The 22,736-nt window shown below is 38.6% G+C and carries 23 protein-coding genes; 5 read left to right on the forward strand and 18 right to left on the reverse strand.

Going from position 1 to position 22,736, the window contains the following annotated elements; genetic code table 11:
* Window positions 1-6: 6 nt before the first annotated feature.
* Window positions 7-852: a heme ABC transporter ATP-binding protein gene (locus tag ACH11B_RS19810; protein ID WP_289553116.1), complete on the forward strand. Its 846-nt coding sequence runs from the start codon at window positions 7-9 to the stop codon at window positions 850-852.
* On the opposite strand, the gene ACH11B_RS19815 is transcribed toward ACH11B_RS19810, so the two are convergent.
* The 10 genes from ACH11B_RS19815 to ACH11B_RS19860 all read right to left on the reverse strand — a co-directional run bounded on the left by ACH11B_RS19815 (window position 845) and on the right by ACH11B_RS19860 (window position 11,034).
* Window positions 845-1,816: an AraC family transcriptional regulator gene (locus tag ACH11B_RS19815; RefSeq protein ID WP_130855970.1), complete on the reverse strand. Its 972-nt coding sequence runs from the start codon at window positions 1,814-1,816 to the stop codon at window positions 845-847. The genes ACH11B_RS19810 and ACH11B_RS19815 overlap by 8 nt on opposite strands.
* Window positions 1,817-1,968: 152 nt before the next feature.
* Window positions 1,969-2,502: a hypothetical protein gene (locus tag ACH11B_RS19820; RefSeq protein ID WP_377608888.1), complete on the reverse strand. Its 534-nt coding sequence runs from the start codon at window positions 2,500-2,502 to the stop codon at window positions 1,969-1,971.
* Between the two features lie 95 nt (window positions 2,503-2,597).
* Complete coding sequence (locus ACH11B_RS19825) at window positions 2,598-3,137, reverse strand: cyclopropane-fatty-acyl-phospholipid synthase family protein (RefSeq protein WP_289553119.1); 540 nt, start codon at window positions 3,135-3,137, stop codon at window positions 2,598-2,600.
* 75 nt (window positions 3,138-3,212) lie between these two features.
* Window positions 3,213-4,553 (reverse strand): APC family permease, encoded by a 1,341-nt coding sequence (locus ACH11B_RS19830; protein WP_130855967.1) that lies wholly within the window; start codon window positions 4,551-4,553, stop codon window positions 3,213-3,215.
* 91 nt (window positions 4,554-4,644) lie between these two features.
* Window positions 4,645-5,100 (reverse strand): hypothetical protein, encoded by a 456-nt coding sequence (locus ACH11B_RS19835; protein ID WP_157622258.1) that lies wholly within the window; start codon window positions 5,098-5,100, stop codon window positions 4,645-4,647.
* A gap of 74 nt (window positions 5,101-5,174) precedes the next feature.
* Complete coding sequence (locus ACH11B_RS19840; RefSeq protein WP_130855965.1) at window positions 5,175-6,473, reverse strand: condensation domain-containing protein; 1,299 nt, start codon at window positions 6,471-6,473, stop codon at window positions 5,175-5,177.
* On the reverse strand, window positions 6,457-7,788 hold the full coding sequence (locus ACH11B_RS19845) for a condensation domain-containing protein (RefSeq protein WP_130855964.1): 1,332 nt from the start codon (window positions 7,786-7,788) through the stop codon (window positions 6,457-6,459). The genes ACH11B_RS19840 and ACH11B_RS19845 overlap by 17 nt, the downstream gene beginning before the upstream one ends.
* Window positions 7,789-7,793: 5 nt before the next feature.
* Window positions 7,794-8,990, reverse strand: a complete 1,197-nt coding sequence (locus ACH11B_RS19850) for a glycosyltransferase (protein WP_289553123.1) — start codon at window positions 8,988-8,990, stop codon at window positions 7,794-7,796.
* Between the two features lie 21 nt (window positions 8,991-9,011).
* On the reverse strand, window positions 9,012-10,211 hold the full coding sequence (locus tag ACH11B_RS19855) for a glycosyltransferase (protein ID WP_377608885.1): 1,200 nt from the start codon (window positions 10,209-10,211) through the stop codon (window positions 9,012-9,014).
* A 46-nt stretch (window positions 10,212-10,257) separates the two neighbouring features.
* Window positions 10,258-11,034, reverse strand: a complete 777-nt coding sequence (locus tag ACH11B_RS19860; RefSeq protein WP_289553126.1) for an alpha/beta fold hydrolase — start codon at window positions 11,032-11,034, stop codon at window positions 10,258-10,260.
* Between the two features lie 174 nt (window positions 11,035-11,208).
* Between ACH11B_RS19860 and ACH11B_RS19865 the strand changes: the two genes are divergently transcribed.
* On the forward strand, window positions 11,209-11,583 hold the full coding sequence (locus tag ACH11B_RS19865) for a YccF domain-containing protein (RefSeq protein ID WP_013666967.1): 375 nt from the start codon (window positions 11,209-11,211) through the stop codon (window positions 11,581-11,583).
* Between the two features lie 48 nt (window positions 11,584-11,631).
* Here ACH11B_RS19865 and ACH11B_RS19870 read toward each other — a convergent pair whose 3' ends face one another.
* From ACH11B_RS19870 to ACH11B_RS19895, 6 genes are all read right to left on the reverse strand, one after another.
* Complete coding sequence (locus tag ACH11B_RS19870) at window positions 11,632-12,144, reverse strand: hypothetical protein (RefSeq protein WP_377608883.1); 513 nt, start codon at window positions 12,142-12,144, stop codon at window positions 11,632-11,634.
* A gap of 199 nt (window positions 12,145-12,343) precedes the next feature.
* Window positions 12,344-12,931 carry a DUF4202 domain-containing protein gene (locus tag ACH11B_RS19875; RefSeq protein WP_013666969.1) on the reverse strand — a complete coding sequence of 196 codons (588 nt, stop codon included), beginning with the start codon at window positions 12,929-12,931 and terminating at the stop codon, window positions 12,344-12,346.
* 149 nt (window positions 12,932-13,080) lie between these two features.
* The gene (locus ACH11B_RS19880) at window positions 13,081-13,944 is read right to left on the reverse strand and encodes a DUF4249 domain-containing protein (protein WP_083812314.1); all 864 of its coding nucleotides are present in this window, start codon (window positions 13,942-13,944) and stop codon (window positions 13,081-13,083) included.
* Window positions 13,945-13,980: 36 nt separating this feature from the next.
* A complete protein-coding gene (locus tag ACH11B_RS19885; RefSeq protein ID WP_377608881.1) occupies window positions 13,981-16,305 on the reverse strand; it encodes a TonB-dependent receptor domain-containing protein in 2,325 nt (774 codons plus the stop codon).
* A 53-nt stretch (window positions 16,306-16,358) separates the two neighbouring features.
* Complete coding sequence (locus tag ACH11B_RS19890) at window positions 16,359-16,661, reverse strand: hypothetical protein (RefSeq protein ID WP_013666972.1); 303 nt, start codon at window positions 16,659-16,661, stop codon at window positions 16,359-16,361.
* A 117-nt stretch (window positions 16,662-16,778) separates the two neighbouring features.
* Window positions 16,779-17,012 (reverse strand): hypothetical protein, encoded by a 234-nt coding sequence (locus ACH11B_RS19895; RefSeq protein WP_013666973.1) that lies wholly within the window; start codon window positions 17,010-17,012, stop codon window positions 16,779-16,781.
* A 477-nt stretch (window positions 17,013-17,489) separates the two neighbouring features.
* Here ACH11B_RS19895 and ACH11B_RS19900 point away from each other — a divergent pair, with 477 nt between their 5' ends.
* Window positions 17,490-17,678 carry a hypothetical protein gene (locus tag ACH11B_RS19900; protein ID WP_013666975.1) on the forward strand — a complete coding sequence of 63 codons (189 nt, stop codon included), beginning with the start codon at window positions 17,490-17,492 and terminating at the stop codon, window positions 17,676-17,678.
* 18 nt (window positions 17,679-17,696) lie between these two features.
* On the opposite strand, the gene ACH11B_RS19905 is transcribed toward ACH11B_RS19900, so the two are convergent.
* Window positions 17,697-20,042 carry a PAS domain S-box protein gene (locus ACH11B_RS19905; RefSeq protein WP_377608879.1) on the reverse strand — a complete coding sequence of 782 codons (2,346 nt, stop codon included), beginning with the start codon at window positions 20,040-20,042 and terminating at the stop codon, window positions 17,697-17,699.
* Window positions 20,043-20,257: 215 nt separating this feature from the next.
* On the opposite strand from ACH11B_RS19905, the gene ACH11B_RS19910 reads away from it, so the two are divergent.
* Window positions 20,258-21,727, forward strand: a complete 1,470-nt coding sequence (locus tag ACH11B_RS19910) for an MFS transporter (RefSeq protein WP_013666977.1) — start codon at window positions 20,258-20,260, stop codon at window positions 21,725-21,727.
* 185 nt (window positions 21,728-21,912) lie between these two features.
* Here ACH11B_RS19910 and ACH11B_RS19915 read toward each other — a convergent pair whose 3' ends face one another.
* Entirely contained in the window at window positions 21,913-22,173 is a 261-nt protein-coding gene (locus tag ACH11B_RS19915) for a hypothetical protein (RefSeq protein ID WP_130855956.1), read from the reverse strand.
* A gap of 335 nt (window positions 22,174-22,508) precedes the next feature.
* Here ACH11B_RS19915 and ACH11B_RS19920 point away from each other — a divergent pair, with 335 nt between their 5' ends.
* Window positions 22,509-22,718 (forward strand): hypothetical protein, encoded by a 210-nt coding sequence (locus ACH11B_RS19920; RefSeq protein WP_377608877.1) that lies wholly within the window; start codon window positions 22,509-22,511, stop codon window positions 22,716-22,718.
* Window positions 22,719-22,736: the final 18 nt, after the last annotated feature.

Genomic DNA, 22,736 nt, shown 5'->3' on the forward strand with positions numbered 1-22,736 from the left:
TTCATTATGCTTACAGCCACTGCCTTGAACTATAAGGTTGGAAAACATTATTTGCTGCGTGACATCAGCTTTCAGATCCGACCAGGAGAATTACTGGCCGTTCTTGGTGCGAATGGCGCCGGAAAATCGACCTTAATAAATATCCTGAGTGGAGAAAAAAAGCCAACATCAGGTAAGGTCTTACTTTTTGATAAGGAATTGTCATCCTATTTACCGCAAGAACTGGCCAAGAAAAGGACAATTCTCCAGCAACACAATAGTGTACATTTAAACTTCTCAGTTAATGAAGTTCTTCTTATGGGAAGGTATCCACATTTTAGGTTTCGCCCGGATATAAAAGATCTCATTGCTGTGGAGGAAGCGATGGAGGTATGTGGTATCAGCCATCTTGTAGATCGGTCTTATCTATCGCTTTCGGGTGGCGAGCAGCAACGCGTCCAATATGCCCGAGTGCTGTGTCAAATTTGGGATCAACCCGAAAGCCTTTTATTGATGGATGAGCCTGTTGCTGCTTTAGACCCTCAATACCAGCAACAGACAATGGCAATTGCCAGAGCATTTAGCCAACGGGGTTATATGGTTATTGCTGTATTGCATGAAATCAATTTGGCAGCACAATACGCTGATCGTATCCTCATGCTAAAGGGTGGCAGAAAATGGCTGGATGGTACGCCGGTTGAGGTTTTGACACCTAGCCATATTTACACTATTTTTAGCACAGAAGTTGATGTGATGGTTAATAAAAGAACCTTGCAGCCAATAGTTATTCCAAAACAAATAAATCTTGATATTAACCGTTTCAACTCGCTATTTTATCCAGTTGCGATTGATCATACGGAGGTTACTACCTAATATCACTCGGTGCGATCCCAAAATATTTTTTAAAGGCGGCACTGAAATTCTGTTGATGGTTATATCCGGTTGCATTGGCTACTTCGGCTATACTTTTGCCTTCATCCAGTAAAAGTGACCGGGCTTTTTCCATCCGAACCCTCGTTAAGTAATCATATATGGTAATTGAAAAATAATCTTTAAATGACTGGCGCAGTTTGGATTCACTCATGCCAATCTCTTCAGCTAAGGTCTTTTGCGTTGGAGCTTGTGCGTAGCGTTCGTCTAGAATAGCCCTCGCTTTAAGCAATTTAACAACGTCGTCACTAGCTAATGGTTCTCTTTCTTCTATAAAGCTGTCATTTAGCTGCTCTAGTTGATATACAAGCAGCTCAGATATTTTGGACTCCGTATGGATGCGGCGTAATTCACCGGTACGTTTATTGTCTTTCAGTTCGGATATAACTTTGAGCATTTCATGCGTAACAAACATGTCGTCGTGAGCAAAAGATGTGTATTGCCCCTTATTGATCTTTTGTACAAAATCTTCATGTAAAACGGATTCAGGTGCAATCAGCCTGAAATAAAAATCTTTTGATAAAACAACCAGGAAGTAATCGTATTCAGTACCCGATTGTAGCTCGTAATCTTCTACGAAGGAAGGTATGTAGCGTACATTATGCCGCCCCCTGCCATGAAAAGATGTCTTGATTTTTCTGTTATCCTGATGCCGATAGAATACAAATTGGCTTGTAACGGTTTCGCCTTGAACTTCTGTATGTATGCGAACCGGCCCTTTGAAACTCATTTCGGAATAAAGAATGAATAGACCGCCGGTAGAAAGCTGATAGTTGGCCATATGAATAGGATGGCGTTCTATGACGGTCTTTTTTTCGTTCAGGGGGCTATTTGGAAGACAGGTGTCGGGTATGTCTTCTATAAATAACCAATCCTGTAAGCCTTCAATTCTACTTTTTACAATCATGATTTGGCTATTATTTTCACAAATATAAGCTATTACTTTAATTTATACTTATTCTAAATAATATATTTCATGATTGGTCTTGCCACTAATAAATGCTCTTTGTCGGTTACGACGAGGCTATAGGTCTTGTTTATAAACTGTTTAAAAGGCTATTATTGGTTTTCATTAACTTTTTTCCACCAATGTTGCAGTCTTTTATCCTCAAGATCTTCTTTTTCAGATAAATCGATGCTTTTATTTACCATGTATAGGTTGTTTTCCTGTAGCGTATCGGGTTCCGGAAAAGGAGAACTATAATTTTTGCTTATTTTTATTTTTCCGGTTAGTGACTCAACAGATTGTCCCTGATCATGATCATAAGCAGCTATTCTAAAGGTTGACGGCGCCATTACCTCCAATTTCATTAAGCTTGTATAGATATAAACGGGATACTTTTCTCGATCGATCTTAAAGAACATATCCCCATTTGCTCTCCAGCATTGTACGTTGTCTATAAGGGTATCCTTTAATGTACTCTCTTTATCAATAATATAGAGTATATCGGTGCCGTTTAATTTTTTAATTTGAGCGGGTAATGAGATATCGCCATTTAAACTCGAAATTTTCTCCTGATTGTCATTGGTTGACTGAGTGCATCCATGGGTCAAAATGACTAACAAAAGCAAAAAAAATAGAGAAACTCGCATACTTAATTTGGTTGAATAGTATGCAAAATAGGCAATCAAAATTTGATTGTCAATTTATTTATATTCTTCCTTACAAAAAACTTAAAAGTGTAAAACTATTTGACATCAGGAACTGTCCACAAATAAATAGTTGAGTTACCCACTACCATTTGTTTATCGGGCTTCCAGTCACCCATATCGAAAGCATGTGAAACAACGCGTGTTCCAGGTTTTAACTGGAGTAATTTTGGACGCAACTTTATATTAACAGAAGGCAATAGATAAAGCGAAACCACCGAAGCCTTACTGAAATCGGCTTTGAACAGATCTTGTTGTAAAAAGGCAACCTTATTCTCCACAGCTGCTTTTTGTGCATTTTCGCGTGCTTCTTGAATACGTTCCGGATCTATATCAATTCCCACAGCTTTGGCGCCGAATTTCTTTGCGGCTGTTACTACTATACGACCGTCCCCACAACCCAAATCATATAACATATCGTTTGGCCCTACATTGGCCAAGGTCAACATCGCTTCCACCACCTCCTGTTTAGTAGGTACGTAGGGAACATCCTTGTCGATCATTTGCTGGGCTTGCATGGTAATTGGAACCATGAATGCCAGCATCAACATACCGTAAAGAACTGTAATTGCCTTCATCTTATTGAATTTTAGTTAACAACTTGATTTTCTTAACGTTTTGAAAAAACAATAGTTTTTATTTTTTCAAAATTGTTACCTTCGAAAAAGACTGAAAACGATAAATCCAATAAATAATACGAATACGCCGAACATAGCCCCCACACCGGTATAGGCTAAGCTGCTATAAAGGAGCAGGGAGCTACTTATACAGAAGATGGCGGGGAGCACCGGATAAAGTGGAACTTTGAATGGGCGTGTTATTTGAGGGTCTTTTTTTCTTAGAATAAATACTGCCACGCCGACTAACAAAAAGAAGAACCAAAAGACGGGTGCCGTGTAGTCAACTATCGTTTCAAAACCTTTCCGAGTCATTAATCCTAACAACACTAAAATAGTAGCGATTATTCCTTGTATTATTAAGGCTTTAACAGGGGTAGACGTTCGATGATTCCACTGGCTCAAACTCTTAAAAAAGGGAAAATCCTGACCGAGTGCATAATTTGAACGAGCTCCTGTAATGATGGTAGCGTTTGCAGAAGTCAATGCGGAGATGGCAACAAGCAGGCCTATAAATTTTGCTGCATTTTCTCCCCATGTAAACCGCATTAAATCGGCTGCGACCGCATCGGAAGAAGCCATTCGTTCGTGTCCTAAGACATAAATAAAGGTGTAATTGACAAGAAGGTAGACAATTGTAATGATCAAAATACTCCAAACCAACGCTTTAGCCATGCCTTTAGCCCCCGTTTTCAATTCAGCCGAAATATAGGCGGCTTCATTCCATCCACCAAAGGTTAATAGTACGAACACCATTGCCATCCCTAAAGAAGAAGAGGTAGATATATCGGATTTAATCGGCAGAGACGACGCTTCTATTGTAGGGGTAACGAACAAACCGACAATGATAATCAATACAATGCCGCCTACTTCCAACAGCGTAAAAAGCTTTTGTGCGATAGCACCAAAAGTGAGCCCCAGTATATTTAGAATGGTTAGTGTTATAACGATCGCAAGGGCATACATTCCTTCAGAATAGGGGCCGATTGTGTAGAATTGCGTTGCATAGTCACCGAAAATAAAAGCAAGTAACGCAATGGATCCTGTTTGAATGACTACCATTCTTGTCCATGCAAATAAAAAGGCAAGAGGTTTTCCGTATGCACGGTATAAAAAATGATAATCGCCCCCTGTATGCGGATAGGTAGCACACAATTCTGCATAGCTCAATGCTCCTATAAGGGAAACCGCTCCTCCTACTAACCAGGTAAGAAGAAATAAGGTGTCATTGCTTGTATTGAGTGCCACCAACGAAGGTGTTTTAAATACGCCGGCTCCGATCACAATTCCCACGATGAGCGCGACCGCGTCTACCGTGCCGAGCGTTTTCCGGGGCTTGTCATTTAAGCTGGCATTTTCTATTGATTTCCAGGGCACGTATTAGACAAATTAAAGAGTATAAACCATATAAGCCTCTGCTTTAATACAAACTTTGCTTGCCAATTGTTTTTAGAAGTAAAGAAAGCCTCTATTGACCTTTTATTTCCGTACCGGATTTTTGTATTAGCGAATTCAGTTTATGGGTACTCCAAAAAGTGTAGTAAACGGCTATCAGACAAGCAAAAACTGCATTAAAACAAGCCAGTAGCGCACCGTCAAAGGTATACTTTGGAGGGACGATATAGTGGATAAACAGTAATCCAATAAAGGTAATTGCTAATGACGTTAAACCATTGTAAAGTCCTAATCGTAAAAACAAAGAGGTGTTTAAGCTATCTAATTTTCCTTCCAGGCCCAAGGGAGTAGCTACTATAAATTCAGTCGCCTTTTTCAGAAAATCAACGGTAATCGCCAACGGAATAAATAAAGCCATGGGTAATATAAATCGAGCGAAGCAGAACTCTCCTTTAAAAAGTGCAACAGAAGCAGGATTCTCAAAACTATAATAAGGAATGAAACCGTTGAATACTAAATTAGGTAACATATACCAAATAAGCTTTTTGCGAATGAATATTCGGATTGCTTTATATTCACTTATTTTTTTTGCTGGATGCGTCGTCATGAATTAACCGTATTAATTGGTGTAGGGATCGTCTCTTCTTCTATTAGACTGCTGAGTTTTTGTATTGCCCGTTCTAAAAATTGATTCGCATCCTTTTGGGGTAACACTGCGTCATTTGAAGTAAATGTTATATCTAAAACGTTGTTATATGTGCTCATTACCATCGTGTTCGGGTTTTTCCATGGGAATGCTACAGTCGGACTGTAGATTTGTTCAACCGTGAACTTGTCAAAATGTGAGGGGATCGCTAGATTGCCCATGTTAGAGAAGGTAAAATCATGTGAGCCTTCGTTTACTCGTAAATGATTTAATAGTTTGAGAACGATGGATTGAAAATGTGCATTTATGTAGGCAACTTCATTAGCATTGATTTTGGTTAAACCGACTTGTAACTGTTGCTTTAGATCTTTAGCATGCTCCCAAACGGATGTATTTTTGCTACTTTTAAGGTCAACAATTGGCGCAAAAGCAAAAAGCTGGTCCTCTTTTAAACTAGTTATATATTTTCTGATGTCTACAGGGCATATTAATTTCCCTTTTGGTTTGGGAAAAGCGTGCGCTCCAACATCAAAAAATACCGCCGACATTAATGTATATAAAGAAACCTGGTTCTTTTTACAACAAGTAAGGAGCTTTCGGGTATCAACTGATGAAAAGCGGTGGCGCACCATATAGGTGTTATTCAAGTCAATTGTTTTGCTCTTATCCAGCTGCTTTGGTAAAAATAGATGGGCAGCGCACTTTCCTATCAAAGCTTTCAAATTTAGTTGGACTCTTCTGATAGTGGATAATTTATGCGACACCAAATCATTTCCAACCAAGGCTTGTGATTCACCGATATCCTTGCTAACGTCATCCAGCAAAAGAAGGAACTCTCGTAAAACGGCCGTAATGCTAACACCATCCGCTATGCAGTGTGGACAAATAAGTATAAAATCCGACGTCGGATTGCCGCGTATCCATATTAATTTAGCAAGTGGGCCTTGACTTACATTGAAATAGTCTTGCCAGCTTTTCTTAATTAAATTTAACCATTGAGTTTCATTGAACCGATCATATATCGTGATCGGAATAACCGGTGCATTTTCCGGTAAAATAAACGATGGATACCCATTTACCTGTTTAATGACGGCACGTAAAAGTGGATGCTTTTGTTGAAGTTTATTGAGTGCCGCTTGGATTTGGTCCTGATTGAACAAACCGTTTAAGCTAAATGGAAAAATGCAATTGATGGCTTCTGTTTCGGCCACATACATGATCCGCTCTCCAACAGATAATCTACGTTGTGTTATCATGGTTTTTCTTTGCTGAGGTTATTAATAAAATCATCTCATTTCGTACAAATTCAATAATGCTTTTTGCTTTTTCTTGAGGTAAAAAGCCTTCATTTGATACGAAGGAAAAGTCCAATTCATCATTAAAGGTTGAGCAGATAATGGTAGAAGGATTAGCAAAAGGACCAATTACCATAGGGCTAAACACTGTTTCCAACGAGAAATTTTGATATTCATTTTGTAATGGTATTCTTCCAATATTTGAAAACATAAGGTCATTTCCAACCTTTCCGTAAGTCAGCATTTTTATCATGCGGGGCAGAGCGCTATGTAATTTTTCGAAGGTCATTAGAAACTCGTAAGGTTTTAATGCCTTTATTTGTTTATCCACCACGGTCTGAAGTATTTGTGCTTCAGGCCAGAATGATTTATGGTTCGCCTTTTTATTGGTTAATGTCAGTACCATCCCGAAAGAGAAGAGCTGATTTTCTCTTATTTGTTTAGCAAACTTCCTGATATCTACGGGACAGGAAATTTTGTTTTTTGACTCTGGTCCAGCCACTTTTTCATAAGCTTTAAGCAGGAGCAAGCCAATTGCAGTATTTACCGTAACGCCGTGTTTTTTACATATGGAAACCCAGATTGAGGTGCTTTCACGATCTAATTTTGAATGGAGCAAATAATCCCGGCTTCTGGTTAAGGTGCCACTGTTCTTGGTAGAAGTAAAGATAGCCGATATAGATAAAGCGGTTTTCAGAAGGCCGGACAAACAGGAGGTTTTTACTTGATTGATCTTACTTTTACGAACTTCTATAGGGATGATATCATCGATTCGCAGCAATCGGTTTTGCTTGTCAATATTTGATTCTTTGCCATCGAGAAAAGTCAGCAATTCACGTATTAAAAGTACGCCTCCTCCGCCATCGCATATGCAATGATGGAAAGACAGAATAAGATCTGAAGTTACATGGTTCGACAAACAGCTAACATGAAACATAGGCCCTTTCACGACGTCAAATTTAAGTCTAAGTCCCGCCAACGCTTCCTCCTGCCATTGATTGGCATGTTGCCACTCTTTTACAGTCAATGGAATAGGACTAATGGTGTCAGGGATGAAAAAATAGGGTTTTGGTGATGTAATCTCTGCGATTGCCATTTGAAGCTGAAGGTATTTAGCTTGCAATTTGGCTAAGGCTGCGGCCAAAGATTCATGTTCTATTTTACCTTTCAACCTAATAGCGAATACGCCATTAAATGGTTCAGTTCCATCTCCAACCAGCGTTCGTTCTAAAAAAAGAAGCGGTCGTTCTTTCCTATATACGTTAATATCCGGCATGGTAGCTAACTATAAATCAAATCCTCCGCTTGAGCTGTTTGCTCTAATAAAATTACTGCGCTATCATTACTTCCCGCGGCGAGAAAAGTCTGTTTAACGTGGCCGGCCTGTTTTTTATAATCGGGTTGCTCGATGAGCTCCCATACTGCGTTCCGAAGATCTGCAATCCGCATGCGTTTGTAACGAATTTTTTTTCCGCAACCGGCTTTTTCAACGAGATCAGCAGTATGAAAATGATCATAGGCAATAGGCGTTATTAATAGGGGCAATTCGTTCAAAATAGCATCGTTAACGGTATTAAATCCTCCATGGCAAATAACCAAATCCATTTTTTTCATCACTTCGGATTGTGGAACAAAACCCTGAACAATAAAGTTTTCGGGCCAATCTTCTATGATCTCCGGTTTTGTCGCGGCAACGATGGTTAAAGGTTCATCTCTAAAAGCTTCAATGACTTTTAAAAAAAACTCCTTTCTAATATCTTCCAATAAAGTTCCCAAAGAAACGAAAACTTTAGGCCCCCTACTTTTTTCCAGTCGATCCCAGTCGAACGCAACTTTGTTTGGACGTCCTGCAACCGGGCCTACGAATCGCATATGGGGTTCGGGCTTTGTTATGGAAGCAAAGTATTGTGAGGTGAAAACAAGATTAAGTTTTCGGGAATGAAAAATTAATTCATTTCGCTCAACTCCGAGTTCTCTTTGCAAACTGAACATTAGATTTTGTTGCCATTCCCATATCTTTGGACTATTCATGGCATTTGCACCTAAATCTGGGGGTACCGGTGTTGTCGTAACATAGGGTATTCCATGTTGATAAGCACAAATACCACCGGCAAAGGTAATGCAATCACTTACGACGACATCTGGCTTAAATGTGCTTATTACATCATTCAAGCCCTGATACATAATCTTACAAAATGGAATGTAAGTATCTTCCAGCGCCAATTTCCAAGTTTCAACACCGGAAAGTAGCGGTCCTTGATCCTGCATTATTAAAATCCGCTCGATTTCTTCACCGTGCTTATCCCAATAAATTGCCGGAACAGTAAAAACCCCTCCTTCCGGAACTTGTTCTGCTTTTATATTGACCAGAGATACCCATTGCACTTCATGGCCTCTCTTTAAGAGGCTAGCCCCAACACTTAAGGTTGGGCTGACATGTCCAAAAAACGGGGGGACCACAAAAAGGAATTTCGACATAGCTGTTATTTAAATTGTAACCTAATCGGCTATTATGGAATTGTAAGCAAAGTCTTCCAGAAGCTGCGCAGCATACGAAACGCCACCGGCTAATTGAAATGAAGAGCAAAGCTTCTGTGCTTCTGTTTTAAAGCTAGGCTCTGTTAAAACACGTTCAAGTGCGTCTTTGAGATGTTCCGATTTGAATCGTTTATAATTAAGCCGCAAACCACTCCCTGTGGCAACCACCCTTCCGGCAACATAAGATTGGTCGTAAGCGATAGGCACTACAACCAGGGGAATCCCCTGCATAAGGGTCTCACAAACCGTATTGTGGCCTCCGTGGCAAACAACGGCGTCCATTAAGCGGAGTAGTGAAAGTTGGGGTACCTTTGGCGCCACAATAAAATTCGAAGGCCATTTGTCAAATAAAGCCGGATCGGAAACAACCACCACCGATATATCTCGATTGCCCAAGGCTTCGATAACCTTTGCAAAAAAATCTCGTTTAAAACTGTGATCAAATGTCGTTCCTATTGAAACTAATACTTTTCGCTGATGGTTCATGGCCTCCAGGGCTTTCCAATCAAAATTGAAATTCACTGGTCTGTCGAGAACTGAAAGGCCGACAAACCGATAGCCCTTCGCTAATTCCATATCACCGAAGAAATCACGCGATGTATAAATGATCGTTAGATCTTCTGAACAAGCTATGGATCGATTCAGGTTGAGTCCTAACTCTTGTTGAAGGGAAATAATCTGATTGTCTTCCCATTGTGAGATGCCCGGTAGATCCTGTTGCATTTTAACGGCTGCAGGTGCGGTAACAGATGTGACATATTTGACATCCGATTGTATAGCAACTATCGCTGCACTGAAAAGTTGATGATCATTAACGATTAAATCCGGTTGATAAACCTTAACCCAATCGCGAATTCCATGATACATGAATCGATTAAGAGGAATAAGTACATCTTCGTACAAAAATTTCACGCTTTCTATGCCTGTTACGTTTTTTTCGGAAATTTTAGTTAAAAAAACATGCTGTTGCGCACGTTCTGCCTCGGAAGTATTGTATTTTAGTGGCAAAAACTCACCGCCTGGAGGCAACATGGCCTCAAGTTTCTCATCAACACTTAACCAAGCCACTTTAAAGCCTTTTTCCAGCAACGCTTTACCTAAACTTAATGTCGGGTTTACATGCCCCATCAGGGGAGGTACAACAAATAGTATTTTTTTCATGGAGCTGTTTTTTTAGTCGACGCCCTATTTATTCATTCGTGTGCTACTATGCCAACACCGCTTGTTTGGACAGAAATCCAAGTAGTTTGTTCGCGATCAACTCAGGTGCCTGCATCGGTAAGTTATGATCTCCCGGTAAGGTTACGAATTCTGCGTTGACAATATGTTTTGCTAGAAACTTACCCGATTCAAGGCAATTAGACTGCTTGCCGTAGATTAGTAAAGTGTTTTGTGTTATACTACTTATTGGGGCGCTTGAGAAATAAGCTATCTCCTTCTCCATATCATCCTTAATACTGGTATGATCAAATAAGTATTGATACATTCGATGATTTTTCTCGAGCTGGCGTTTTCCCATTTTGACTTTCGTCGTATCCGTAAAGTTTTGTATATAATGTTCAAGAAATTCTTTGCTATAGATATCGATAATATCCATCGTTTTCCGATCGCCTGGGTCGGGAGCTTCGATTACACCTAACCTATCAATCCTACTTGGATATTTTAAACAGGTATTTAATGCAACCAGGCCTCCGAAACTATATCCAACGAGATGTACCTTTTCAAGCATTAACGTATCCATGAGGTCGATTAAATCGTATGACATATCATCAAAACGGTATCCATGATCAACTCGGGAAGAGAGACCATGACTTTTTAAATCGTACATAATGACATGGAAATATTTGGCTAAAAGAGGCGCTATTCGAAAATAGTATACAGAAAGATTGCTGAACATACCATGTATTAATACGATTGTTTGAGGGGCATCTTTGTTCAGTTCCTGAATATGTATTTCTCTATTTTGAATCTGTATATGTGGCATCGGCTACAACTTTTAAATCTCGCTTTTTGCTAAAATACATGGTATATGATTTAATTGAGTACAAAGAGCCTAAAGCATTTTGTTCACTTTTTTGCTATCTTGAAAACAACTTCAATATGTAACAAATTGGAGTGAACATTATCTATAGAAATATAAAAATGACGAATTGGACTTATGAATCTTATCGGTAACTTAATTTGGCTTATTTGTGGAGGTTTTTTAGCGGCGCTAGGTTACTTAATCGGCGGGTTGGTGTTATGTGTGACCATTATAGGAATTCCTTTTGGCATCCAGTGTTTTAAATTAGCAGCTATTGTTTTATTTCCATTCGGGAAGCGCGTGGTTAACACGCCAACTTCGTCCGGCTGCTTAAATTTGGTTGCCAATTTGATTTGGATTCTATGCGGTGGCTTATATACGGCGCTCAATCATCTCTTTTGGGCAGTTTTGTTGGCTATTACCATTATAGGCCTCCCTTTTGCTAAACAACATCTTAAGCTTTTGGAAATTTCGCTAATCCCTTTCGGAAAAAAGGTGGTAGAAAATTAGTGAATGGCGTTTTACAAAGTCAGACGGTGAATGAACGATGTCATTGGATCATTTTTTTTCAATTACGTTATGGTCATCCGTTACCCCACGCAGCAACTGTTGTGCATAAGCCCTTAATTGGAAAATATGGTTATTTAAGCCATAGTAAAGAATAAAAATAACAAGTGCCCATACAGCCAGAATACTTGTGACAGAAATGATCTGTATTCCGAATAAATAAAATATATAGAAGGCCAGAACTAATAAAAACAGAGCAATGGATGTTATTCCTTTTATAATAGTAGATTTACTGCATGGTTGTACATCGTAAATGATTTTTGTCCCGCTTTCCAAAGGATGCAGCTTAAAAGAAACTTCACCGGCTCCTCTAAAGCTTTCGTATAATGAAGGCTCGCGTTTTATCTGTATCCGGTCATCATAAACCTTCATGTAAGAATGTATCGCAATTTGCTGATTATCATAATTGGTTATACGAATGCTACATAGACGTTCTATGATATCTTTTTTTGATAATTCGGTGTATATCTCTTTCACCGGAAGAACCTTTTTCAATAGTTTCATGGTCGATTCACAAGATGCTAATATTCAAACCGAAGTTCAATATCATTGTATATACTAAGGTACGCATTTGTGATAATTTCACAATATTTATGTGAATATTTGTTTTATTTAGAGAAATATTGATGTAGGTTGTGCTGTGGAGCTTAGGAGTGCTCCAATATAGCTAACCGTTTTATGGACGTAATGTTTTGAGGGTATATTAATGAATTAGTTTTAGCGCTTCTTTAATATATTCATGCCCATCGGGGGAATAAGGCAAGGAAAGCGCGAAGCTATGGCCGTGGGCATCCATTTTTAGCAGGGACTTTTTTAAGATATTTACAATTTTATCCCGATGCTTGCGATAGAATTCTTCGTACTGATAAGCAAGAAATACAAGGCAAAGCGCATTTTCCATTGTTTGGACAGCTGAATTTACCTTTATTTTCTTTTTAAGGATAATATTTTGGACTGCATTAATTTGATCGGTTGAGTAGCCGACCTCTTTTAGAATTTCGCTTGCTTTCTTTGCGTGATAAATAGCCAGTTCTTTCCGCCATTTTAAATAACCTTCTCTATCGGGTGCGTAGCTTTCACGTGGGATTTCCCAGCGACCGATATGCTGACACCTTGACGCAAGAAGCAGTGTCTCTTCTGCCTGAGGATCCAGCTTTTTTATCCAATCATGTAATTTGATTGCCAAGAAGTATTCTTGGGGGAAGGATTGCCCCTCCCAAATAATTCGGTTTGGATCTCTTTTATTATAAGCGTCAAATAAATCGAACGCTTGTTGCAGTTTGTCATTCATACACGATGTCGATAAGCTTTGGTAAAAATAACATATTGTATGAAATATAAGCAATTTTTTATCAGTATTAGTCGAGCTGGAAAACAATAGAGTACCTCCTTAACTTTTGTCTTCGACAATAAGGAGGTACTCATGTTTTTTTGATTCGCTTACGGAACGCTGATTTCTTTACTTTGTATGTTATGAGCGCTAAAGTATCCCAAGGCATTTCCTTGTATGTTGCTCACGGGGTTAGACGGCGTGGCTGATTGGTTTTCTCCCGTTGCACTATTATCCAAACTAAAGAAATATTTGTAGACGGCTTGATCGATACCTAACATTTCTACCCGTACAAGATCGCCGCTTCTGATGCGTCTGTTTTCCGGATTGTCTTCATCTTCGCCCACATCTGCATATAACCTAATCGAATTTGCCTTCCCGTTAGACAACTCATCGTTTATAACAAAAATCTGTTTCTTTTTTACTCCATTTACATATAATAAAAAACGGTAGCTATTCACTACGTTGGCCGGGTCCTGAAAATCAATCGTTGGCAGTTTATAATTATCTCCGAATATCAGGTCATCAACAATATAAAGACTATCCATCTTAACCAATGCGGGCATGGTAGAACTTGAAGTAAATATTTCAGTACCAATCTGTACTCGTAAGTTATAGGTATGTCCTTCTAAGCCTCTCAAAGTAGGTGCAGTATAAGTTCCGACTTCGGTTTCCTGCAGCTCATGCGTTTCGGCCCCCTCACTAATAAAGACCTGCGCTCCTGTAACAGTTACTCTGCTATTATCGTCATTAAAATCTTTTGTCTTGCTTATCAATACTTTGCATCCCCCCTCTTGATCCGTTATAACCCCTTCTATTACATAGCGTTGATCAGCTCCTTTGAGTTCGATATCAATTTCTTTCTCGCAGGAAGAACTTAATAGAACGCCTACAGTTAAGCATATGATGCTAAACAACCTATTCCAATATTTCTTAAAGACTGTATAGGCTATAAAGTTTGAACGATCGTTCATTATAGGATGTATATTATTCAAATGCATGGTAATAATTTATTTAAACTTAAAATTGTATGAAACTGAGGGGATGAACTTAAAAAGAGCGATTTGATTAGCAACTGTTTTATTGGGATCATTCTTACTATCCATAAATTCAATGGTGTAAGCATTCTCTCTACCATAAGCGTTGTATAGGCTAAAGCTAAGTTCAGAACTCCATCTTTTTTTCTGCTTTAGCTGCATGGTTGCACCTAGGTCTAATCGATGGTAATTAGGCATGCGATAACTGTTACGTGCTGTGTAATAATAAACTGTGCGATCGTCAATTATGTATTTTCCGGCGGGGAAAGTAACAGCGTCACCGGTATAAAATACCCAGTTGGCTGATAATGTCCACTTCTTGTTTAGTTGGTACATGGCTACAATAGCTATATCATGTGTTCGATCTTGTCGGGCATTATACCATTCATTATTATTAATCCCATCGATTTTACGTTCTGTTTTTGATAACGTATAACTTATCCATCCCGTTAATCTGCCTGTACTCTTTTTTAATAACCATTCGATCCCATATGTCCTGCCTTTTCCATACAGCAGCTCGGTTTCAATAGCGTTGTTGCTATTGTAAACGTCGGCACCATCCCGATAATCGATTTGGTTTTGGAGTGTCTTATAATAAGATTCAACGCTAAGTTCGTAGCGATTGTCTGCAAGGTTTCTGTAATAACCTATTGAAAACTGATCTGATAATTCGGGCTTTATAATATTTGTACTTGCAATCCATTTATCTGTGGGGCTCGTGCTGGTACTATTAGAAATTAAATGGAGATATTGCGCATTGCGAACATAAGAAGCTTTAACTGAATTGGCTCTGTTCCATTGATAACTGGCGGCGAGGCGAGGTTCAAGATTTACATACGTTTTTACAAAATCACCTTTGCCATAATGCGTGGTGTCTATAACTTTACCTTCACTGTTAACATTGTAGAAGTCCCCTTCGCCAAGTATACTAAAAGTACTTAACCTCAGACCGTAGGTTAGGTTAAACTTATCTGACACGCTCCAAGTATTACTTGCATAAATCCCATTTTCCCATGAATAGCGGTTCTGCATGCGTATATCATTAATCGATGACTCTTCATTTTTGCTTCTTACCTCACCTGGTTTGATATTATGGTATATGGAATTAAGTCCCATTCTTATACTATTGCGGTTATTAGGATACCATTGAAACTCTTGCTTAAAGTTATAATCGCGTATGTTTGATCGGATATCAAAATTATTAGTTCCACTGTTAATAGATATATTGTAATCGTAATTGCTGTATATCAATGATGTATTTGAAAAAAGTTTGCTGTTGAAAACATGATTCCAACGCATAGTTGCAGTTTTATTTCCCCAATCAAGTCCGAACAAGTCGCCAACACCAAGATGATCTTTTCCTAAATATCCTGAAAAGTAAATGCGATCTTTCTCGCCCAATTGATAATTCAATTTTGCATTTAAGTCATAGAAATACAGCGAGTTACTATTTATACTTGAATCGTTTGATAATTTTAGAAACATATCTGCATATGTTCTGCGTCCTGTTAAAAGAAAAGAAGATTTTCCGGTTTGTATGGGGCCTTCCACGTTCAGTTTAGCTGATATAAGTCCCACACCTCCACTTACATTGAAATCCTGATTATTTCCGTCGTTCATTTTGATATCCAGAACGGATGATAACCTTCCACCGTATTGCGCAGGCATACCTGACTTATAAACAGAGACATCTTTTATTGCATCTGAATTAAAAGTTGAAAAAAAGCCAAGTAAATGCGAAGCGTTATATACGTTAGCTTCGTCTAGCAGTACTAAATTTTGATCAGCGGCTCCTCCTCTCACGTACATCCCACTACTGCCGTCTCCTGCTGATTTAATACCTGGTAATAATTGCAGCACTTTGACAACATCCTTTTCGCCCATTAAAACGGGAACTTTTGCAATTTCATTGGGAGTGACTCTTTCTAGTCCCATCTGAGGGCTACTTAAGCTTCTACCCCTACTTGAAGATATCACAACTTCATCCAAGGTTTGGGCATCATCTATTAATTCTACATGCAGGGTGATATCCTTATTTACGATGATTTGCTGGCTATAAGTTGCAAACGACACATTGGAAATTGTCAGCTCGTATGTACCGGTCGGTACTGTGAGCGAATAAAAACCATATTCATTGGTCTGCGTTACATATCTACCCCCAGCACTTATTGTGGCACCAATAACAGTTTCTCCTTTACTGGCTGATTTAACAGTGCCGCTAACGGTAAACTTGTTTTGGGAAAAACATGGAAGAGCGAATAGCGCTCCAATAATAAAGAATAGAAAAGCTTTCATCATGCATCTTATTTTAATGCATGACAACATACTCTCTATACACCCCTATTCGTTCGCTAAAGTTTTGGATTTTTTTTAAATGGAATATTACCTTGTGAAGATAAAAAAGCATTTACCTCGTCTTTGTTATAGACAATTTTACCTTTTTTTGTTCCATAATTGATGACGGCAGAAGTAACGTGGGAAGGATCGACCTGATTTCCGTATTTTTTTGGGTAATGCTCTTCGATACCTATCCACGGTTTATCCTTATGTATATAATATCTTATAACAATATAGTCGAAATTATCGCTTGATACCGGACCTTCTGAATCTTCAAAACCTAGTTTTAAAAGATCGTCACGATTTATAGTTGCCATTATTTCTAGATTAAATCGTACTGCCTATCTCCTTTTTCAGAATAAGGCAACTGTAAGGTAAACAATATACAGCAACTTTTGTTTCCCTGCAGGAGCGACTAGTCTTGTCTTTGCGATTTAGTTAAGGTTATCAAAATCCACTCTTCTTACCCAGTCGGGAGTGTAACTGTTTTCTTTACAAGGGATTTCGCTGATCAACTGCCCCGTCACTTCACAGTAGCCTAATCCATTTTTCTGACAATACAATGTCGCCGCTTCCATAGTCGGAGCTGTGATATAAGGCCCCAACCATTTTTTAAGTTCCCTGGTATGTGGATCTATTGCCGTGATTTCTGTTACCCATTTTTTCATATCTCCTATTGCGCCAGCTTTAAAATTTCACTCAACTATTATCACTATGGATACCGAACCTTAGCTTTTGACCATTTTTACGATGTATATTCATTTCATTCTTTGAAATAAATAGCAAACGCCACAAGTGATCCTAAAAATAAAGTAGCACCGCATATGATTATTACCACGCTAAAGTCATTGTGTACAATGGCAATTGCGAAACGAAACAACATGGCGGCCGCAATAACTAGTGCGAATGCCACCCACATCTTATTCCTGCGTTGCCTCATATATTAGAACGCCCAATAGCCTTGCCAAAAACTGATTCAATATGCCGGTGTCGGTGTTTAAATTGCGACGAAGGAAGAAATTATAATATTACATACACGAAATTCTTGATTTAGGACATGTTAAAAACCGTTCCATTTTTTTCCATTCTATAAAAACACTAGGGCGTTTGGGCTGTTACCTTAATGTAGCAATAGCATAGAAGACATGACAGAAGACAAAGCAAATAGTTCGAAAACGAAGATGGAAACCGATTACGGAAAACATGAAGAAAATCCTGGGCCACCGAAAGCAGCACTTGAGGAAAAGGATGATAAAAAAGTAGGTTTTACGATCCATTGGGCGATCATTGTTGCAATAGTAGCGCTTGCTATTGCTTATTTTTTCTTTATGTAACTTAATTAAGGATTCTTTTCAACTTTTTCCTTTCTTATAAGGAAAGTGGATATGAATCTTTGTTCCGTTTCCTTTCGTTGACTTTATGTCAACAGTACCATTTAATAATTTGACTTTGTTTTGGATTGTGCCTAGGCCTATTCCGCGTTTTGGAGATACTTCTCGGAAACCCGCGCCATTATCTTCAATAGAAATGGAGATTATGTCGCCATTAAGTGTTATTAAAATAGATGCTCGAGTAGCTCGCGCATGTTTAATAATATTGATGATGAGCTGTTGAACCATTCGATATACGGCTATTTCGATATGTTTGTCAAGCTTTCTATCCAGCCCCTGAAATTGGCAGTTAAAATCGATAGTCTTATTGAACTGCTCACATATATCTTCGATAGCGGCTTGCAAACCAAAGTCCTCTAAAATAGCAGGCATTAGCTCGTGTGATATCCTCCTGCTTTCTCTAATAGCTTCCGTTAACAGCCGTTCAGCTTGTTTTAGTGAGTTGAAATGAATTGCAGGATCATTTTCCAATTTAGGATTCAATTGCTCCAAGTTAAGCTTTACACTGTACAATAACTGTCCTAAACCGTTATGTAAGTTTTCGGCGATCCGCCGCCTCTCTTCCTCCTGAGCATTCAGCGTTGCCATAAAAATCTCCCGTTGCTGTTTCTTTTCCAGTTCATTTCGTTCCAGCCTTAATTGAAGGTTCTTCTTTTGTAAATATACCTGCTCGGTAATATCCAGCGAGATACCTATGATATGAGTTGGTCGGCCATCACTATCTCGTTTAAATACCGTTCTCCGTGTCTGAATCCAATGCAATCTGCCATAACCATCTACTAGTCGATATACAAGCTCTTTTATTTCGTCGTCCTTCGTTGTTTGCCTGAGCGCATCAATGTTATTATCAAATTTTGCGCGGTCGTCCGCGTAAATTATTCGATCGAAAAGCTCGGCGCCCATTTCTTTGATGTCGTTCAATGACCTATTGAGAAGTTTAGCTAGTTTATTGTTCCCATATACCATCTGCATCGAACGGATGTCAATTACATATACCATATCAGGTGCAGCTTCAGCGATACCTCGTAAAAGCGCATCGTCCTCCTTTATCTTTTCTTCAGCGATCTTCCGTTCGGTTATATCAAGATTAGTGGCCACCAAGCTATCGTCCATTTTAACAAACATACAAGAGAACCACTTATGAAAGCCATCGTATGTATATAGATATTCCATCTGCTCCGGCTTACCACTTTCGATTACACGGAGCATCATGTCAAAAATACCCACCTTTTTTATTCCGGGATATTCTTGTAAGTAAAGCTTCCCTTCCAAGTCTGAGCGCTTAGTTTCCCGTTCAAGTTCTTTACTGACGATCTTTATGCGGAAATCGGTTACGCGGCCGCTGTCATCGCGTATCGCCTCCAACACAGACATGCCAATTAAACTTGTGTCAAAAATGGATTGGAGTAACTGGTTGCTTTTTCTCAGATTAATTTCGGCTTCTTTTCTTTCGGTAATATCCAAGCCTTTTACCACTAAACCGTCATTTAGCTTAATTAGCGTCATATCATACCACCTCAGTGTTCCATTTATAGAAAGAGGTTGTTCAAATGTACTATCCTTGCCGGTTTCAACTATCCGTGAATAACGATCGAACAGATCGAGGTGATTAGCATACGACGATATGTTCGTGCCGGCAATATGCCCAAAAATTCGCTCCCCCAACTTATTTGAAAAGACGTATCGAAAGTCGACAATCATGCCCTCTTCATCTCGAATGGCCTGCAATACTTGCGTTATATTTTTTGAACTGTTCAATGTTGCCCGCAAAAGATCTTGACTTTCTTTTAAGGCTGCTGTCTGTTCCTTAACCTCTCGTTCTAATTGTAATGTAAATTCTTTTGTAAGTTTTTCTGCTCTTTTTCTTTCTGAAATGTCGTTAAATAATATAGCTACTTTATTGGTATCATGTTCCATCGGAAAGGCGTCCACTTCATACCAACCGCCGATAAGAAGCTCGGCTTGCGCTTCAAAATGTCGCGCTTTGCGGCTTTTCGCTATTTCCCCATAAATTTGAAACCAGTGCTCCTCATGTGATGGTTCTATTTCTTTCATTGTACGACCAACGGCGTTCTTAATGCCCGTTTGTCGTTCGAATGCTTTATTTACCTGTATAAACCGATAATCGATAGGGACTTCCCGGTCGTTCCAGATTAGCTCTATAATACAGAAGCCTTGATTAATATTGTCGAGAAGGAAAAAATACTTCTCTTCTGTGAGTTGTTTTTGTTGAGTCAACAAGGCAAGATTATGCTCATCGTGATCGATTCTATAATTATTTTTATGGTGGTTGTCGCCGGGTTTCATGTTTTTTTGACAGGATCTATGTTCGCAATAAGAACGTTATAGTATCTGTTTTGTTTAACACATACAATAACTAAATCTGTCTTCCGTTGAATTTGCTTCGTATCATTATGCCTTGGTTATCTTAAAAGAAAAAAATTATAGCATACCGGAGAATCTTTACTCATGAGACTTTTAGGAATAATAGTTGGACTAATATTCAAAAAATCTGTACTCTCATGAAGCTAACGCCTAAAGAAGTATTAACAGAAGAGGAAATTCGCCATGGACTTAATATGGTTATATGGGACGGACTCGCTGCTGAAATCATGACCTCTTTTACAAGCGGAGCGTTTTTAGTTGCCTTAGCGATTTTGATAGGTGCTAATAATGTTCAGATCGGTTTGCTTGCCGCATTACCCATGATTACCAATCTCTCCCAGCTCATATCAATATGGCTTGTGCGTAAATATAATAATCGAAGGGCTGTAGCCGTTTTCTGTGCTTTTTTAGCAAGGACACCCTTGGTTCTTATAGGTCTTACCGTATGGTGGACAACAGACATTTCGGTAAATATATTGATCTTCTTTCTTTTTTTCTATTATTTTTTTGGCTCTATCGCAGGGCCCAGTTGGAACTCGTGGATGAAAGATATGGTTCCTGAGAATATGCTGGGAAGTTATTTTTCTAAACGCAGCAGGTATACGCAAACAGTAAATGTTATTTTAAGCATAATATTGGCGCTTTTACTCGATTTTGTAAAAAATCGTTATCCGCAATACGAATTATATACGTATGCAACCTTTTTTATAATTGCAGGTGGCATAGGGATTTTAGGAGGATATTTATTGTCTAGAGCACCGGAACCTCAGTCTTACTTGACGAGTGCCAATATTTTTTCTTTGTTCACACTTCCGTTAAAAGACGACAACTTCAGGCGATTACTTGTTTTCAACTCAGCTTGGGTATTTGCATTAAACATCGCTACGCCATTCTTCACTGTTTTTTTAATAAAAAGCTTAGGCTTACCGCTGTCGTATATTATTGTTTTGGGAATTATAAGTCAACTATTCAGTATATTGACACTACGTATATGGGGCATATTTTCTGATCGATATAGCAATAAAAGTATTATTAGATTAAGTGCACCACTCTATATCGCCTGTATTATTGGATGGTGTTTCGTAGGGATTTATTCACATTTATATGCCAACCTCGCGCTATTGGTAATCATATATATTTTGAGTGGGATCGCTACGGCAGGTATTAACTTATCATTAACGAATGTTGGCTTAAAATTAGCGCCAAAGGGCGACGCTATTGTTTATTTATCGGTAAAGAATATTGTCACGGCCGTTTTTTCATCGCTTGCACCATTAATCGGTGGCTTTTTGGCAGACTATTTTACCGATATAAAAATTTTGGTGACCGCCCAGTTGAGTAGCCCCTATTATAGCAAGCTGGTTAAACTCCTTTCTTTACATGAATGGAATTTTCTTTTTTTAATCGGGGCGCTACTTGCCTTGGTTGCACTTGAGTTCTTAGGTCGCGTGAAAGAGGTTGGCGAAGTTGAAAAAGACATTGTCAAACGTATTATGCGAACGAGTATAAAAAATAACCTACGTGAATATTTTGTAATTGGAAATATTATCAATTGGCATGAGCAGCTGGTTGCCATACTGAAACGAAGAACAAAAAAAACACCTTAGCTTCATTTGCGCATAAGCTAATATTACCTGATAGCAAAATTAGACCAAATTTCTATACGCTTTTTCTTTGCTTTACTAATGGTGTCTTTGTATGAGAAAGAATAGATTACCCTTTGGTATTAGTGACCAAACAATATGAAAATAACAAAAAACGACTTCAGCTATTTTGTGAAAAAAGTGATCGCTTATTTAAATCTCTCCGTGTTTAGTACTTTGTTTAGGCCGAAATGGGAAATTAAGGCCTTTCCAATGTTATCGACGCTTTGTTGATCGGCCACTCCATTGACTAAACGCCATGTGCCTTCACCATTGCTAATAATCGACAACTGCTCACCTCCCCCCCTGTTAATAACGAAAACATCTCCTTGCCGTAATACATCTACGGTCTCTATTTTACCTGCTCCATTGATATCGATATTTATTTTGTTATTCTTGTTTGGTATCATGTTACATCTATATGTGAGTCGTATACCATCGGGTACAATATTCCTGCCATCGACCAATTTTGCTCATGCCTAATATTGACTGCTTAAAAAATGCACAGATTTTCAGGATATGAATTTATTTATGTTAAAAAGAGTTACAGCGGTATACAAATTTTAGTACACCGAAAAAATCGGTCCAAATGAAAAGACTGCCTCGCCAAATATAAATGTTGTTGGACCGACTCGCTAAAAATAGAAATTTGGGATAAATACCGGCTGCAATCAAAAGACTATCATCGAAAGCGTATATTTAAGTCAAATGGAATAAAAATTGATCTATCTATTAAAAAAACACTATGAAAAGCTCCAAATTGCTCTTTTTTATTTTCTTCGTTGTCTTTTTTATAAATGGTTGTGGCTGTGACAGTCAATCACCTGATGATGTAGAAGAACAGTTCGATCCGGACACGATTGAAAAGCAGCAGCCTTCAGATTCAACTTTAAGTGAAAAAATGTATCCAATGAACACCGATAGCACTGCTCAAAGGGACAGTTCAAGAAAATAAAAGCAGCTAATAGAGATG

It is taken from the genome of Olivibacter sp. EAT-5 (assembly GCF_044784325.1).
In the GTDB taxonomy this organism is placed as follows: Bacteria; Bacteroidota; Bacteroidia; order Sphingobacteriales; family Sphingobacteriaceae; genus Olivibacter; species Olivibacter oleidegradans.